At 63.4% G+C, this 15861-nt stretch carries 10 protein-coding genes, 3 tRNA genes and 2 pseudogenes; 2 read left to right on the plus strand and 13 right to left on the minus strand.

The window, feature by feature from the left end; all coding sequences use genetic code 11:
* Positions 1 to 57: 57 nt before the first annotated feature.
* The 4 genes from BMY84_RS15950 to BMY84_RS15965 form a co-directional block, all read right to left on the minus strand.
* A tRNA-Asp gene (locus tag BMY84_RS15950) sits at positions 58 to 134 on the minus strand.
* 81 nt (positions 135 to 215) lie between these two features.
* Positions 216 to 292, minus strand: a tRNA-Asp gene (locus tag BMY84_RS15955).
* A 79-nt stretch (positions 293 to 371) separates the two neighbouring features.
* A tRNA-Asp gene (locus BMY84_RS15960) sits at positions 372 to 448 on the minus strand.
* 42 nt (positions 449 to 490) lie between these two features.
* On the minus strand, positions 491 to 1645 hold the full coding sequence (locus BMY84_RS15965) for an AI-2E family transporter (RefSeq protein WP_093012059.1): 1155 nt from the start codon (positions 1643 to 1645) through the stop codon (positions 491 to 493).
* 164 nt (positions 1646 to 1809) lie between these two features.
* Here BMY84_RS15965 and BMY84_RS15970 point away from each other — a divergent pair, with 164 nt between their 5' ends.
* Together BMY84_RS15970 and BMY84_RS15975 are read left to right on the plus strand one after the other, a co-directional pair.
* Positions 1810 to 2286 carry a hypothetical protein gene (locus tag BMY84_RS15970; RefSeq protein WP_177204040.1) on the plus strand — a complete coding sequence of 159 codons (477 nt, stop codon included), beginning with the start codon at positions 1810 to 1812 and terminating at the stop codon, positions 2284 to 2286.
* Between the two features lie 38 nt (positions 2287 to 2324).
* On the plus strand, positions 2325 to 3068 hold the full coding sequence (locus BMY84_RS15975; RefSeq protein ID WP_093085156.1) for a class I SAM-dependent methyltransferase: 744 nt from the start codon (positions 2325 to 2327) through the stop codon (positions 3066 to 3068).
* A gap of 119 nt (positions 3069 to 3187) precedes the next feature.
* Here the strand turns inward: BMY84_RS15975 and BMY84_RS15980 are convergent, their stop codons facing one another.
* The 9 genes and pseudogenes from BMY84_RS15980 to BMY84_RS16025 all read right to left on the minus strand — a co-directional run bounded on the left by BMY84_RS15980 (position 3188) and on the right by BMY84_RS16025 (position 15859).
* On the minus strand, positions 3188 to 4486 hold the full coding sequence (locus BMY84_RS15980; RefSeq protein WP_093085158.1) for a dihydrolipoamide acetyltransferase family protein: 1299 nt from the start codon (positions 4484 to 4486) through the stop codon (positions 3188 to 3190).
* A 94-nt stretch (positions 4487 to 4580) separates the two neighbouring features.
* Complete coding sequence (locus tag BMY84_RS15985; RefSeq protein ID WP_093085227.1) at positions 4581 to 5585, minus strand: alpha-ketoacid dehydrogenase subunit beta; 1005 nt, start codon at positions 5583 to 5585, stop codon at positions 4581 to 4583.
* Between the two features lie 223 nt (positions 5586 to 5808).
* On the minus strand, positions 5809 to 7104 hold the full coding sequence (locus BMY84_RS15995; protein WP_093085161.1) for a 3-methyl-2-oxobutanoate dehydrogenase (2-methylpropanoyl-transferring) subunit alpha: 1296 nt from the start codon (positions 7102 to 7104) through the stop codon (positions 5809 to 5811).
* 117 nt (positions 7105 to 7221) lie between these two features.
* Positions 7222 to 7467: pseudogene (locus BMY84_RS16000) on the minus strand (thymidylate synthase); the annotation flags it as partial.
* Positions 7468 to 8051: 584 nt separating this feature from the next.
* Positions 8052 to 8822: pseudogene (locus BMY84_RS16005) on the minus strand (cell wall hydrolase); the annotation flags it as partial.
* Between the two features lie 47 nt (positions 8823 to 8869).
* Complete coding sequence (locus tag BMY84_RS16010; protein WP_093085164.1) at positions 8870 to 9352, minus strand: MarR family transcriptional regulator; 483 nt, start codon at positions 9350 to 9352, stop codon at positions 8870 to 8872.
* Between the two features lie 89 nt (positions 9353 to 9441).
* Entirely contained in the window at positions 9442 to 12525 is a 3084-nt protein-coding gene (locus tag BMY84_RS16015; RefSeq protein ID WP_093085165.1) for a Mur ligase family protein, read from the minus strand.
* Entirely contained in the window at positions 12522 to 13709 is a 1188-nt protein-coding gene (locus BMY84_RS16020; RefSeq protein ID WP_093085166.1) for an HlyD family efflux transporter periplasmic adaptor subunit, read from the minus strand. Before BMY84_RS16020 ends, BMY84_RS16015 begins: the two co-directional genes overlap by 4 nt.
* Positions 13706 to 15859 carry a type I secretion system permease/ATPase gene (locus BMY84_RS16025; RefSeq protein ID WP_256215284.1) on the minus strand — a complete coding sequence of 718 codons (2154 nt, stop codon included), beginning with the start codon at positions 15857 to 15859 and terminating at the stop codon, positions 13706 to 13708. Before BMY84_RS16025 ends, BMY84_RS16020 begins: the two co-directional genes overlap by 4 nt.
* Between the last annotated feature and the right edge of the window lie 2 nt (positions 15860 to 15861).

The raw sequence follows: 15861 nt of genomic DNA on the forward strand, positions 1-15861 counted from the left end.
AGAAAGGGATGTCGGCGCTTCCATGCGCCGACTCCATCACCCGGACAATCAGGGTGATGGCGCGAGTGACGGGGCTCGAACCCGCGACCTCCGGCGTGACAGGCCGGCACTCTAACCAACTGAGCTACACCCGCGTAGGTGCTGCATCTTATCCGACCATGACGGTCGCCAGACGATGCACGATCTGGGAAAATTCACTTTCCGGTCAAGGAAAGTGGCGCGAGTGACGGGGCTCGAACCCGCGACCTCCGGCGTGACAGGCCGGCACTCTAACCAACTGAGCTACACCCGCGCAGGGTGGCATCTTTCGCAGCCAAGGCCGCCAGACGATGCAAATCTTCTACACCATATCCACCTTCCTGCAAGGAAAGTGGCGCGAGTGACGGGGCTCGAACCCGCGACCTCCGGCGTGACAGGCCGGCACTCTAACCAACTGAGCTACACCCGCGTTTGGTGTGGAGCCGCCGTCTATGAGCGTCCTGCGATGCTGTCAACCGTCTGCAACATCGGTTTCATCTTTCTCCGCATTTTCTTTGCGCGGCGCGACCGTCAACGTGCCCTGTTCAAACAGGAAACCGGCGATATCCGGGGTTCCGGCGGCCGACACCACGGTCTGGATGATGATCAGCAGCGGCACCGCCAGCAGCGCGCCCGGCGTGCCCCACACCCATCCCCAGAAAGTCAGCGACACGAGAATCAGCAGCGGGTTCATCGTCAGCCGCCGCCCCAACAACAGCGGCGTGACGACATTGGCCTCCACCAGATGGAAGCCGACCTGCAAGCCGGCGGGCAGCAAGGCGACATAGACATCGTCGAACACCATCAGGCCGCCCAGCCCCAGCAGCACCGCCGCCAGCATCGGCCCAAAATAGGGCACGAAGTTGAGCAAGGCGACGATACCGCCCCACATCAGCGGAGACGGCATGCCGATCAGCCACAGGGCAAGAGCCACCGCCAGCCCCAGACAGATATTGATGGTCGCAATGGTGATGACATAGGCCGATGTCGCATCGACCACATTCTGGATCACCCGTGCGACAGCCATGGCGCCGTCGAAGCTGCCCCGACTGTTGATCGTGCGGCGGCGCAACTTGGTCCAGCCGGCGAGAAAGAAATAGATGATGAGCAGCGCGAACACCATCTGGATGATCGCCGACGGGGCGGAGGTCGCGGCAAATTGCAACAGCGACCGGGGCGCATCGACCGCCGCCGTCTGCGCCGCCGCCACAGGCCCGGTCGCCAGCATCTGCACGGTTTCATCCACGAAGCGCTGGAGACTGGCGTAGAAATCGATCAGCGGCGCCAGGTTCGCCTGAATTTGCGGCAGGCGCTGGGGCAGGATGCGGAACCAGTCGGTCGCCGGCACCACGATCAGCACCAGCGCCGTGTTCGCCACCAGCAGGAAGCCGACCACTGCGATCAGTGCCGACAGGCCGGACGGAATGCCGCGCCGTTCCATCCATTCGAGCAGCGGAACCAGCGCGATCGCGATCACCAGCGCGGCGGTCAGCGGCAGGAAAAACTCCGCCCCCGCCCGCAGTGCGAAAGGCAAGGCCAGCAGCAGGCCTATCCCCGATGTCAGCGCGAGCGACGCCAGCAACCGGTCACGCCGCCGGTTGATCTCCTGCTGGTCATTATTGATCACGCTTGGCTGATTCCCCGTTCGTTCACCCTGATGTGCGACGGACAGACAAAGCCGTCAATTTACAAAGCCGTTAACTGCGCCAGCGACACAGGAAACAGGGGCTTAACCAAATATTTCCGCTCAGCGGCTAGAACGGTCGCGGGGACGCAAGAACGGGGAATGGCATGAAAGGGCTGCTTTTCGCGCTGGCCGGCCTGATGGCGGCGCAAGTAGCAGATGCTCAAGTGGCTGGCGCGCAGGCAATGGTGCGCCTAGACACGCAGATGTTCGTGGAAAAGGTCGCCACCGACCTCAACGGTCGCCTGCGCCGCACGCTGGAGAGCGCCGATCGCATCGCGCCCGGCGACCGGGTGATCGTGATCCTGAACTGGCGCAATCAGGGCGCGGCCCCGATTCGCGATTTCACCGCCACCCGATCCGTGCTGCGCGGCACGACCCCGGACCTGCGCGATCCGGCCGTGCAGGTGTCGATCGACGGCGGCCAGCATTGGGCACGGTTCGACCAGCTATGGCTACCGACCCCTTTGGGCGGCGTGCGCCGGGCCGTGGCGGAGGATGTCACCCATATTCGCTGGCAATTGCCCGACAGCGCCTTTCCCGGCCAGAGCGGGCGGCTGAGCTATCGCGCCACCATTCAGTAAGGCTTGAGCAAGGGGCCGACTGCCCCTAAGACCGGGCCATGCCTAAAGACGCAGAGCGCGCCTATCTCGCCAATATGGGTGAGGGCGGCCGCGAACATTCGCTCAACAAACCCTTTTCCGATCCCCAGTGCGGCATTCAGCTCGCCTCGATCGGCTTCATCATGTCGCTGCTGCCGCCAGCACCGGCCCGCATATTGGACCTTGGCTGCGGGGGGGGCTGGACCAGCCTGTTCTATGCACGCCATGGTCATGAGGTGACGGGGCAGGATATCGCGCCCGACATGATCGACCTGGCACGCGAAAATGCGACGCTGAACGGTCTGGCCGATCGCACCCATTTCCTGTGCAGCGATTTCGAAGGGCTGGAGCAGGAGGGCCATTATGACGCGGCGATCTTCTACGACGCGCTGCATCATGCGGAGGATGAGGGTGCGGCGATCCGGTCGGCCTGGCGGGCGCTGAAGCCCGGCGGCATTCTGATCACCCATGAACCGGGCGAAGGCCATAGCCAGTCGGCCGAATCGATCGAGGCGATGGCGAAATTCGGCGTCAACGAACGCGACATGCCCCCGCACCTGATCATCGCGCGCGGCAAGGAGGCGGGCTTCACCCGCTTTCGCGTGCTGCCCATGCCCGCTTTGCTCTACAGCACCTTCTATCAGGAGCGGGACTATTCGGGCCGCTGGCTGAGCAAGCGGCGCTGGAAGATGATGCAGCGCGCGATGCGCATGCTGTTCAATCCGGACCTGAAGGAGGGCGCCGTCGTCGTGATGACGAAATAGGCGCCCTGCTCTCTTCTTAGAGCGCGCTGCGTTAAATCTGACGCAGGTCGCGCGCTCTAGTTTTTTGTTTTCGCATCGCTTTATGCGGAAAACCGGTGCCCATTTTTCCGCGCGATGCTCTAATCCACGAACAGGAAGGCCGGCGCCTCCAGCCGCTTGCGCACTGCCTGAACGAAGCTGGCCGCATCCCAGCCATCGACCACACGATGGTCGCAACTGATCGACAGGTTCATCAGCTTGGCGGCGACAATCTCCTTGCCGCGAAAGACCGGGCGCTCGATCACCCGGTTTGGCCCGATGATCGCCACTTCGGGCCGGTTGATGACCGGCGTGGTGGCGACACCGCCCAACGGCCCCAGCGACGTCAGCGTCAGGGTGGAACCGGACAGTTCCTCCGACTTCGCCTTGCCGGTGCGGGCGGCGTCGGCGAGGCGACGGATCTCGCTCGCCAGTTGCCAGACATTGCGGTCCTGCGCGTCGCGGATCACCGGCACCATCAGCCCGGCATCGGTCTGCGTCGCGAGCCCCAGATGCACCGAACCATGGCGCGTGACCACGCCCGCTTCATCATCATAACGGGCGTTGAGCATCGGAAAATCGGGCAGGCTCCTGCAGATCGCCACGATCAGCAGCGGCAGCATGGTGAGCTTCGGCCGATCGCCGCGCCCCGCGTTAAGCTGCTCGCGCAGTTCCTCCAGCGCGGTGACGTCGATTTCCTCGACATAGGTGAAGTGGGGGATATGCCGTTTCGACGCGGCCATATTCTCGGCGATGCGGCGGCGCATGCCGATGACCTTGATCGGCTCGTCGGCGCGTCGGGCGCTGCGCCCGGCGGGGGTGTAGCCCTGCCCCTGCCCGTAGAGGAGGTAGGCGTCGAGGTCAGAATGGCGGATATGTTCGCCGGCGGGCTTCACCTGCGCCAGGTCGATGCCGAGATCCTTCGCCCTCGCGCGGACGGCAGGGGAAGCGAGCACCACTTCTTCTCCCTTCCCTACAAGGGAGGGGTTGGAGCTGGGTGGTGAGCGCAGCGAGCTTTTTTCCGCTGCATCCGAGGAGCCGCCTTCGGCGGCACCCACTCCCGGCCCCTCCCTTACAGGGAGGGGAGTTTCGGTTGCTTCGATGGCTATGTCAGCTTCTACCGCATCCTCACCCGACGCAACCGCAATCGCCCCCGCGCCTTCCGTCTCGATCTCCACCAGCATCGACCCGATCGGCACCTGATCGCCCGGCTCTCCGGCGAGGCGCACCACGGTCCCCGACACCGGGCTTTCCATCTCGACTGTCGCCTTGTCGGTCATCATGTCGGCGATCGGCTGATCTTCCTCGACCCGGTCGCCGACCTTGACGTGCCAGCCGACGATCTCCGCCTGCGCAATGCCTTCGCCGATGTCCGGCAGCTTGAATGTGAACAGCGCCATTACATCCTCCCCCGTTCGTGCATGGGCGTAAGAATGATTTCGTAAACGTCGTGCGTGGCACGAACGGAGCAGGGAGGTGTAACAACCATAGCCCTCAATCCTTCATAATCTTGGTGATGGCTTCGCGGATGCGCACGGGGCCGGGGAAATAGGCCCATTCCAGACTGTGCGGATATGGCGTGTCGAAGCCGGTGACGCGCTCGATCGGCGCTTCGAGATGATAGAAGCAGCGCTCCTGCACCTGGGCGAGCAGTTCCGCGCCGAAGCCGGACGTTCGGGTCGCCTCATGCACGATCAGGCAGCGGCCGGTCTTCTTCACCGACGCTTCGATCGTATCGATGTCGAGCGGCACCAGGCTGCGCAGGTCGACAATCTCCGCATCGATGCCCATGGCGGCAACGGTATTTTCAACCACATGCACCATCGTGCCATAGCAGAGGATGGTCAGCGTCTCTCCCGCCCGCGCGATCCGCGCGGTGCCCAGCGGGATGCGATAATAGCCTGTCGGCACCTGCGCGTCCGCATGCCCGGCCCAACTGGTCGCGGGCGTATCATAATGGCCGTCGAACGGGCCGTTATAGATGCGCTTGGGTTCGAAGAAGAGCGTGGGATCATTATCCTCGATCGCGGCGATCAGCAGGCCCTTGGCGTCATAGGGGGTGGACGGGATCACCGTCTTGATCCCCGAACAATGGGTGAAGATGCCTTCGGGCGACTGGCTGTGCGTCTGCCCACCGAAAATGCCACCGCCAAAGGGCGATCGGACCGTCATCGGCGCGATGAACTCGCCCGCGGAACGATAGCGCAGCCGCGCCGCCTCGCTCACCAACTGGTCGAGCGCGGGATAGATATAGTCGGCAAACTGGATTTCCGGCACCGGCCGCAAGCCATAGGCCCCCATGCCCACCGCCACGCCGATGATCCCGCATTCGGTGATCGGCGTGTCGAACACGCGGTTCTTGCCATATTTCTGCTGAAGGCCGGCCGTGGCGCGGAACACGCCGCCAAAAAAGCCGACATCCTCCCCCATCACGACCACATCGGGATCGCGCGCCATCATCACGTCCATGGCGCTGTTGATCGCCTGGATCATGTTCATCTGGGTGGTTTCGGTCATTGTCTCAGTCATGGCACCATCCTTTCCTCGCCCCTTTCAGGGGCGAGGATACGGAGCCTTGCCAGCTTGCTGGCTAGGCGAAGTTGGAGAGGGGGAATGGCGAGAGGCTGCGTCCGGGACGCCCCCTCTCCAACCTTCGCTAGGCGGCACGCCGCCAAGCTGCGATATCCTCTCCCCTGTAGGGAGAGGATAGAAAACACCGCCCTCACAGTCCCGCCGCCTTCCATTCGTCCAGCATCTGTTGTTGCTGTTCCTTCAGATGCCGGGGCATTTCCTCGAACACATCCTCGAACATGCTTTCCATCGGATGATGCAGGCCATGGCCAAGAATGCCGTTCTTCTCCGCCTCACGCGCAGCGTCGCGGACCAGTTCGGCCAGTTCCTTGTCCATTGCGGCGTGACGTTCCTCGTCCCAGATGCCCAGCGCGATGCAATGCGCCTTCAGCCGCGCGATCGGGTCGCCCAGCGGCCAGAGGCTGCTCTCCTCGGCCGAGCGATAGGCGGTCGGATCGTCCGACGTGCTGTGCCCCTCGACCCGATAGGTGAAATGCTCGATCAGCGTCGGCCCGGCATTGGCGCGCGCCCGGTCGGCAGCCCAGCGGGTCGCGGCGTAAACAGCGAGCACATCATTGCCGTCCACCCGCAGACCGGCAATGCCATAGCCGATCGCCCGCGCCGCGAAGGTCGTCGATTCAGCTCCCGCAAAACCTGAAAAGCTGCTGATAGCCCATTGGTTATTCACCACATTCATGATGACGGGCGCGCGATAGACGCTGGCGAAGGTGCAGGCCGAATGGAAATCGCCCTCCGCCGTCGATCCCTCGCCGCACCAGGTCGCGGCGATCCGCGTATCGCCCTTGGCCGCGCTCGCCATCGCCCATCCCACGGCCTGGGGATATTGGGTGGTGAGGTTGCCGGAAATGGAGAAGAAGCCCGCCTCCCGCGCCGAATACATGATCGGCAACTGGCGGCCCTTCAGCCGGTCGCCCTTGTTGGAATAAATCTGGTTCATCATGTCGATGATCGGCCAGTCGCGGGCGATCAATATGCCCTGCTGGCGATAGCTGGGGAAGCACATGTCATCGCGGGACAGCGCCAGCGCCGCACCGATCGACACCGCCTCCTCGCCGGTCGACTTCATGTAGAAGCTGGTCTTGCCCTGCCGCTGCGCCCGGAACATCCGCCCGTCGAACGCACGGGTCAGCGCCATGTATCGCAGCATCTTCAGCAGCGTTTCGGCCGACAGCCGAGGGTTCCACGGACCGACCGCCTGGCCATCCTCATCCAGCACCCGTACCAGCCCATAGGCCATGTCGCGCATGTCGGCGGGCTGCGCCGCTTCATCCGGACGGGGCTGCGCACCGGCGGCGGGAATATCGAAATGGGTGAAATCGGCCGCTTCGCCCGGCCGCGCCGGCGGCTCTGGCACGTGCAGCTTCAGCGGGGGCAGATTGCGCCCCGCCTGTCCTTCCAAGCCCGCGATTCCATCGGGATCGCTCATCCTGCCTCCTATGGTGCATTGCAATAATATTGCTTAACGCAGATATTATATTTCAACGCCCCACAAGGCAAGCCTTGCTGTCCCAAATTTCCTTCTATTGTCCCTGTCGCTGTCCGATCAGACGGCAACGGGCGCGGAAATATGGGCTTGCGGCGCATAATCGAACACGTCGAAATCCTCTATCCGATAGTCAAAAATGGATAAGGGCCACCGATTGATCCGCAATTTCGGCGCGCCCGACGGATTTCTCGACATCTGCTCTTCCACCAGCGCAGCGTGGTTACGGTAAAGATGAACATCCCCGCCACGCCAGACCATCTCGCCCGGCTCCAGATCGCATTCTATAGCATGGCGGCGAGTTAGAAACCTTCCTCTAGAGGGCAGCCAATGAAGTTTCAGACAGGTGCCAATCGCTATTGAGAGGCGTTGAGCCGATATCCTATTATCGGAAGATTATTATTTTTGACACGATACGACGAGCGCCGATGCAAACCCCGTAACCGCGATCGGCCGCCGCAGGCGCCAACTTCGCGTCGCCACACGCTACGATCGATATCCAATATCCTTCATCCCACGCGGGCGCCATCATGGCCCGCTCCTGGACAGAGCGGCAAATGCTTTGATGCAGTTTTCGGCCGTTCTGATCGCTGGCATTGGCCCCTCCACCACAATTGCCGTCGGAGAATCTATGCTGGTGAAGGCGGGGCTGGCAGAGTTGGATGGAATCAGGGCTGACGCGAATGCCCGCGTTCCCGCAGTGCAATCACTGTTTTCTCCTCTCCTCGCCTATCTGCCTCATTTCTGTCCGAACCTATTGCGGCACGCACTGGATCATAGGTCGTATCAAAAGTTAGCCGCGTTTCCGGCGAAGGCGTCCAGTTCTTGTTGGCAGGCGGCATGACCTGCCCTTTTGCAAGTCCGGCGACGCCGGCTTCTTGCCCGGCATGCAGTGCAGCAGGCAGCAGTGACGAAGCATCCGCAGTCCGGTGCGCGAGCGACAAGCGCGCGATACGGCCGATTACCGGCTCCGAGGTACCGGTTGCATCCTGAAAAACCGCAGCCGTGCCCCATTTCCCGGCCCATCTGAAGAACAGGTGGGTGCCCACCCTTGCGGTCTTGTCCAGACTGGCGCTCCAATAGGGGACGACCCAGTCGGTATGATAATGGGTGGCCAGACCCACCGGTTTGAACACCGCTCCGGCCAGCGCCGCTCGCGCGATTATGCGGGCGCGGTCCCATGCCGCAGGAGGAGGCGTCCGCGCCAGCGCGCCGTCGCAGGTGAAGGTGAACTGGCATCCGGTCGCACGTTCCTGCCCCTGAAAGACGACCCCGCATATGCTCTTGGGGAAAGCGGGGTGACGCGCCCGGTTGAGCACCACCTGTGCCACCGCCTGCTCCCCCACGGCATCGTCTCCCGCCTCATAGATTTGTGCTGCGGCCAGACAGTCGACCGCGCGCGACAGATTGTCCGCATCGCCGACGAAATGGAACGGGCTGGCCGCCGGATTGGCCCGCGCCGAAAAAGGGATGGCGGCATTCAGCGCGCGGGCCTTGTCGGTCGGCAGAGCGTAATTGACCGCTGGTTCCACATCGGGCGGGCTGATCGATGGCCCGATATGGGCGGATGACGTGTGCGCCGGAAGATCAGATAGCGGCATGGGCAACCGCATCGGGCCGGTCGGCGCGGTCGCCAGCACCAATATGGGCACGCCAGCCATCAGGCGGCGGTTCACCCGTCGCCAGCCGCGCGACCTGTTGACGCTGCTCAACTGGAGTCGCCCAGCCCCCGCTGCGGTCTCCGGGGGGCAATGGGGACGAAGGAAATCGGCTTGAGTGGCGCATCGCCATGGGACGCCGCCTCGCCTGCCTCGAACAGATGCTGGAGGAAGGAGATCATCGCCTCCCGCCCCTTCTTGCTCAATGCCACCAGCATGCGGCGGTGATCGCGCGGGTCATAATGCCTGACGACCAGTTGCGCCGCCTCCAAGCCTTCGATCCGACGAACGGTGCCCGTGGCGCTTTCCCCCGAAATCGCCATGATATCCTTGACGCAGAGCGTGCGCCCCTCCTCTGCCGTGATGAACAGTTCCAGCATGATGTCCCAGGCGGAGTCGCGGAACACATGTTTGGGGAAATGGGCGGAGCAGTTGATCCGCGCCTGCTGCGTCTGGCGAGCGAGGGCGAGCAGCGACGCGCGGGGCATATCCCGGCCCGATGATCCCTCCATATGGCGTTCGCGCGAGCCCATGCATTCTTCCTTGCATTGCGTTCTCGTGGAGCAGGCCCATGCTGGGCCTGCCAAGTTAACAAAGTCTCAAAAAAGGCAATTTCCTGCGGTTATGCGGCCGCAATCACCTCCCGTCCGAGCTGTTCTTCCAACCGTGCCTGGGCCTTCAGCCGAGCAACCAGGGCATGAAGGCCGCTGCCATGCGATCCCTTAATCAGGAGGATGTCGCCATCCTGCACGCCGGCCATGACATGATCGAAAAGCTGATCCACATGATCGGCGTAAAGGCCACGACAGGCCATCGGCAGTGTGGCCCAGAAAGCGGTGTAAAAGCCGCCCATTACATGCACCCGGTCGATCCCCTGATCCGCGATCAGCGGCGCCAGCGCGCCATGATAGTCGGCCGCGTCAGGCCCCAGTTCCAGCATTTCGCCCAACAGCGCGATCCGCCGTCCGCCGATCTGCGTTCCCAGCAACTCCAGCGCCGCCCCCATGGAGGCGGGGTTGGCATTATAGGCTTCGTCGATCAGCCTGATATGCCGTCCGCCGATCGTCAGCCGCAATTCCTCCCCGCGCCCCGCCAGCGGACGGAAATCCGCAAGCGCGGCGACGCCACGCCCGGCGTCCAGCGACAGGGTGGAAAGGGTGGCCAGCACGGCGACACTGTTGAGCGCCATGTGCCGGCCGGGGGCCTGCAACGGATAATCGATCCGTCCGGCGGGCGTCTGCACCGTCAACTGGACATCCTGCCGGTCGAGCAGGCGGAAGTCGGCATCCGCTCCCTCGCCATAGGTGACGACATGCAGGTCATGCGCCTGCGCCAGCGCGCGCACCAGCGGCAGTTCCGCCATGTCAGCATTGAGGATGGCGGTGCCGCCGGGCGTCATCCCTTCGAAAATGGCGCTCTTGCGCCGCGCGACGGTGGCGAGGTCGCGATGGAATTCCAGATGCGCGGCCGCGATATTGGTGAAGACCGCGATATCCGGCCGGGTCAGTTGGGCATTCTGCTTCATGCGCCCGATCGCCATTTCCATCACGACATGCGGCGTATCCCACGGGATCGATGCAAGATTCCAGGCAATGCCATGGGGCAGGTTCGCGTTCATCCGCGTCTCGCCAACCCGGCCCCAGGGGCGCAGCGCCCGCGCCAGCATGGCAACCATGGTCGTCTTGCCCGCACTGCCGGTGACGCCGATCAGCTTGCCCGCGCTCCTCTCCCGCGCATGGCGGCCAAGCGCCAGCATCGCCGCATCACAGTCCGGCACCGCCAGCACCGGCAGGCCGCTATCGATGTAGCGATCCGGCGCGCTGGTGATGACAGCGGCGGCCATCGGCTTCAGTCGCGGGAATAGCGGCGGTGCGATCCCGCGCTCCCCTTCCCGGCCGCGCATCACCACCATGTCGCCCGGTTGCTGGCTGGGCGGATGAATGCACAGTCCCTGCGCCCGCCAGTCGGCCGACGGGGGGATGACCCAGCGGCCACCGGTTGCCTGCATCACGCTGCGCGGCGTCCATCCCTGTTCATCGGGCAACGCCTCCGCTTCTGCCTGCTGTTCGATCAGATGACGACGATAGGCGATCAGGCCAGACAGATAATGTTCGACATCGTCGATGCGGACCCGGAAGGCATGATGCCGGATGAAGAAGCTGCCGACGATCCGCGCCGGATTGGCGAAGAACATCGCCAGTTCCGGCCAGAAATGACCGTTGAGCAGATAATGGGCGCGCGCATGCAAGGCGCGATCGAACCGGGCGAGATCGATACTGTCGAGCAGAGGACGATGATCGGGATCGGTCGCGAGGCGGGCGATCATCTGCTGCGCCGCCATCATCAGTTCCAGCAAGGTCGGGAAAGTGGTGATGCGATGTTCCACGAAGTCAAGATAGTCGCGGACATTGTCCAGCCCGAAGCGGAACCAGTCCTCGGCCGGGCGATGACGGGTCAGTTCGTTCGCGCAATAGCCCAGCCAGTGATCATGGGCCGATGCATGCCCCGCCGCGATGAAATGATCGAAGGCGCGGGCCACGGCATCGATCCAGCGCGGATCACCGGTCAGGCCATAGAGACGCATCAGGCCGAAGGCGGCTTCGCCATCATAATAGATGATGCGGAAAGCCTGCTTTACCGCCAGCGACGGATAATCCAGCACATGGACGAAGCCGCCGCTCGCCGCGTCCTGCATATGCAGGATGCCGACCGCCAGTCGCTCCAGAAGATCACGATAGCGATCGGTCGCCAGCAATTCGCTATATTTGACCAGCGCCAGCAGGCAGACGGCATTGCCGCCCAGCTTTATCTCATTGCCCGGATCGATCAGGAAGGCCGCCTGCGTCCCGTCCGGCAAGAGCGCCGGGCGGATCAGTTCCTGCTCCAGATAGGCCAGCGCCCGCTCGATCGCCGCCAACACGCCGGGATCGCGCGTGACTTCCCAGCTTTCCAGCATGGCATAACAGCTACTGGCATGGCGCAGGCTGTTATAGGCACTGATCGGCCGGTCGAAACAGGGATGCCAGCCATAATGGAAGCGTCCGTCCGCCTGTACCTGTGACGCCAGATAGCGGCTGCCATCATCGATCAGGGTCTGCAAAAGGTCGGGATCGAGCCGGTCGATGGTCCGGCGGCCGGCATTGCGCCCCTGCTGACGGATCGCATGGACCACGCCGTCGCCGTCCATGAACAGGCCCGCCGTGGAGAATAGCCAGATCGGCCGATCATCGCTGAAATCGATCGCCCTGATCCCATGGCGCAGCCGGGCATAGCGCCGGAAATTAGCTTCATTGACAGTCGCCGTCGGATAGCCCTTGCCGCCATAGAGCATGGCATTGGCGTTGATTTCTGTTTCCAGAAAGGCCCGTTCCAGCTTCGCGTCCAGCGCGATGCCCAACCGGAAGTAATTGCGCTTGGTCGCCGCCAGTCGCTGGCGCAAGCCATCCCAATCGGTCCGTTCCACCGCCCTGACCCAGTCGATACGCAGCCAGTCCAGCCGGTCGGATGCCTGCATCAGATGCGGCAGCGCGGATTGCCAGCAGGATGCGCCATCAGACCCGGAGATCGTCAGCGTCTGCGCCCGCGCCGTACCGTCGGTGAAGGACAGGAACAGAACCACAGCAGGACTACCGTCGATCAGGACGGTGGGAAGCTTGCCTATCTGCTCGCCGATCACGGCCAGCCTTTCTTCCAGTGCCGGCGTCATCTTTCGCGTAACCCTTCCCGTGCGCGGTTCAGCGGCTTGAGCAGATATTGCATCACCGTCTTGCTGCCGGTGTGGATATCGACCGTGGCGATCATGCCCGGCACGATTGGGAAATGCTTGCCTGCCTTGTTGACCAGCGAGACGGATTTGGTCCGCACGAACACGCGATAATAATAGATGTCGGGGTTCACCTCATCCTTGATGGTGTCGGGTGAGATGCTCGATACCTGCCCTTCCAGCCCGCCATAAATGGCATAGTCATAGGCGGTGATCTTCACCGTCGCCCGCTGGTTGGGATGAATGAAGGCGATGTCGCGCGGCGATATCCGCGCTTCGATCAGCAACTGGTCGTCCAGCGGAACGATCTGCATGATCTCCCCATTGGGCGACACCACACCGCCAATCGTGGAGACTTCGATGCTCTTCACCACGCCGCGCACCGGCGACCGCAGGGTCAGGCGGTTGAGCGTGTCCGACCGGCCCCGCACCACCGGCGCCAGCGCCTCCACTTCCTCGCTGACCTTGGCCAGATCCTGCTGCGCCTCCACCAGATATTGCGACCGCAGATCGGATTTCTTGAGCGCCAGTTCGGCGCGCTGCCGCTTCAGCCGCAGCACCTCGACATTGCTGGCCGCGCCGACGGCAATCAGGGATTCGCCGATCCCCACCTCCTTGCCGATCAGTGCCAGCGATTCGTCGATCAACTGGTCGGCGCTCGCCAGACTCTGGCGACGGTCCTGATAAAGGCGTGTTTCGGCGGCCTTCAGCTCGGGATAGGGATCAAGCTCACGCGGGAAGACGATCGCCGTGCCCCCGACTTCCGCCCGCAGCCGCGCCGCGCTCGCCAGTGCCGCGCGATATTTGGCGGCGCTTTCGTCCACCGTCGATCCGGCCTGCGTCGGATCAAGCTGCGCCAATATCTGCCCCGGCCGGACGATGTCGTCCTGCTTGACCATCAATTTGGCCAATATCCCGCCCTCCAGCGACTGTATGACCTGCTCCCGGCTGGTCGGCACGACACGGCCGCTGCCGCTGGCGACTTCATCCAGCTTGGCGAACCAGGCCCAGGCGAAGCCGGCCACGAACAGAAAGGCGACCAGCCAGAGCAGACGCTTGGCACCGATGAGACGGCTGCGCCCTTCATCATCGAACCGCCACTCATTATCGGTCAGGGCAATGCTCATGCCGCCCTCACCCGATTATTCTGCATCGTCCGCAGCGCGGCATCCCTTGGCTGGTCGAGCAATATCTTGCCATTGTCGATCACGATTACCCGGTCGACCAGTTCCAGCACCCGCATCCTGTGGGTCGCCACGATCAGCGTCCGCCCGAGCGCCCATGTCTTGAGGCCGGTGATGAAATGCCGTTCCGATACCTCGTCCATCGACGCGGTCGGCTCGTCCAGCAAGGCGACGGTCGGATGCCGCAACAACAGCCGCGCCAGCAACAGCGTCTGGATCTGGCCGCCCGACAGGCCCCGTCCCCCTTCCAGGATGACATGCTCCAGCCCTCTGCGCAGCCGCCGTACAAATTCGGCCGCGCCGGTCATCGCCAGCATGGCGACGATTTCCTCATTGGACACGTCCGGCGCGCCAAGGGTCAGGTTTTCGCGGATGGTCCCGTGGAACAGTCGGCTATTTTGCGACAGGAAACCGACATCGCGGCGCAAATCTTCGGGATCGACATGATGCAGCGCCAGATGATCGACCAGCACCTCGCCGGATATCGGCGGCAACATGCCTGAAAAGGCCTGCAACAGGGTCGACTTGCCCGCGCCATTGCGGCCGAGCAGCGCAACCTTCTCCCCGGCGGCGATCTCCAGATCGACGATCGTCAGGGCCGGCGGGCTGTTCGGGTCGCCATAGCTGAAGACCCCTTCGCGGATCGTCATCGTCCCGGCAATGGCATTGACCGAAATCCGATGTTCCGAATCCGGTCGGTCGACGGGCAGGTTCATGATCTGGTTGAGGCTGCCGATCGCGACGCGCGATTGCTGGAACCGGCTGAGCAGCGACGTCACCTGCGACATCGGCGCCATCATCCGCGATCCCAGGATCGAGGAGGCGACCAGCGCGCCCGTGGTGATATCCCCGGCCATCACCATCGGCGCCCCGGCGCAGATGATGCCGGCATAGACGCCCGTCTGCACATTTTGCGTCCAGACCGTCAGGCTGTTGGTCAGGCCGCGCAGCTTGAGCTGGGCCTCACCCGCTTCGGCATTATAGCGGTTCCAATGCTGGCGGAACCGCTCCTCGGCCTGCAATGCCTTGATATCCTCCATGCCCTGCACCGCTTCGACCAGCATGGCATTGCGCAGCGAGGCTTCCCGCATCGAAGCGGAGGCATAAGCCCGCAGCCGCCGTTGGACGAGCAATCCGGGCAGGATCAGCAACAGCAGCGCGGCCAGCGGCACCAGCACCAGCGGCCCGCCGATGGACCAGAGGATGGCCAGGAAGATGAGGAAGAAGGGCAGGTCCGCAATCGCCGCGATCGTGGTCGATGTCAGCAATTCGCGCACCTGATCCAGATCACGCAATTGCGCGATGAAGGTGCCGGTGGAAGCCGGTCGGGCACGATTGCGCACCCGCAGCGCATGGCTGAACACCTTGTCCGACATGCGCAAATCCGCGCGCTTGCCCAGCACATCGACGATGTTCATCCGCAACCGGCGCAGCATGAAGTCGAAAGCGATCGCCATCGCCACGCCGAATGCCAGAATATAGAGGGTCGGAAAGGATTCCGCCGGGACGACCCGGTCATAGACCTGCATCGAAAAGATGACGCCGGACAGGCCCAGCATGTTGGCGATGCAGGACGCCACCATGACCGGCACATAGGATCGGCTATCCTGATGCAGGATCGCCCGCAGCCAATTCTCGTCATGCTGGTGGATATAAGGATCGACCCGAGCGTCAGGCGCCGATCGTCTGGGGCGGGCAATGACCAGCAGGGCCAGCCCCTGCGCGATATCGGCGACAGGCAGATGGATATGCAGGCCGCCATCCCCGGCAAGCGACAGCGTCGCCACGCCCTCGTCGGAAATGGCGGTCAGCAGCGCCATGCCGCCATCCTCCATCCGCACGATGATCGGCAGGCGCCAGCCGGACAGGAGATTTTCACCAGCGGCCGGCACCCGGAAGCGAACGGAAAGGCCCAGCGCGCGGGCCATGTCCCGCACCTTGGCATGCTCGCCCCCTGCCCCGGCCCATAGCCCGGCCAGCCTGGCGCCCTGCTCACTGTTGGGCAGGCCGTAATGGCGCGCCACCTGTTGCAGCAGGTCCAGCCAGGCATCGACCGGGACCGCATTGGCGGTAGGCTGGATGGGCGGCATCATGG

Source organism: Sphingobium sp. AP50 (assembly GCF_900109095.1).
Lineage (GTDB): Bacteria > Pseudomonadota > Alphaproteobacteria > Sphingomonadales > Sphingomonadaceae > Sphingobium.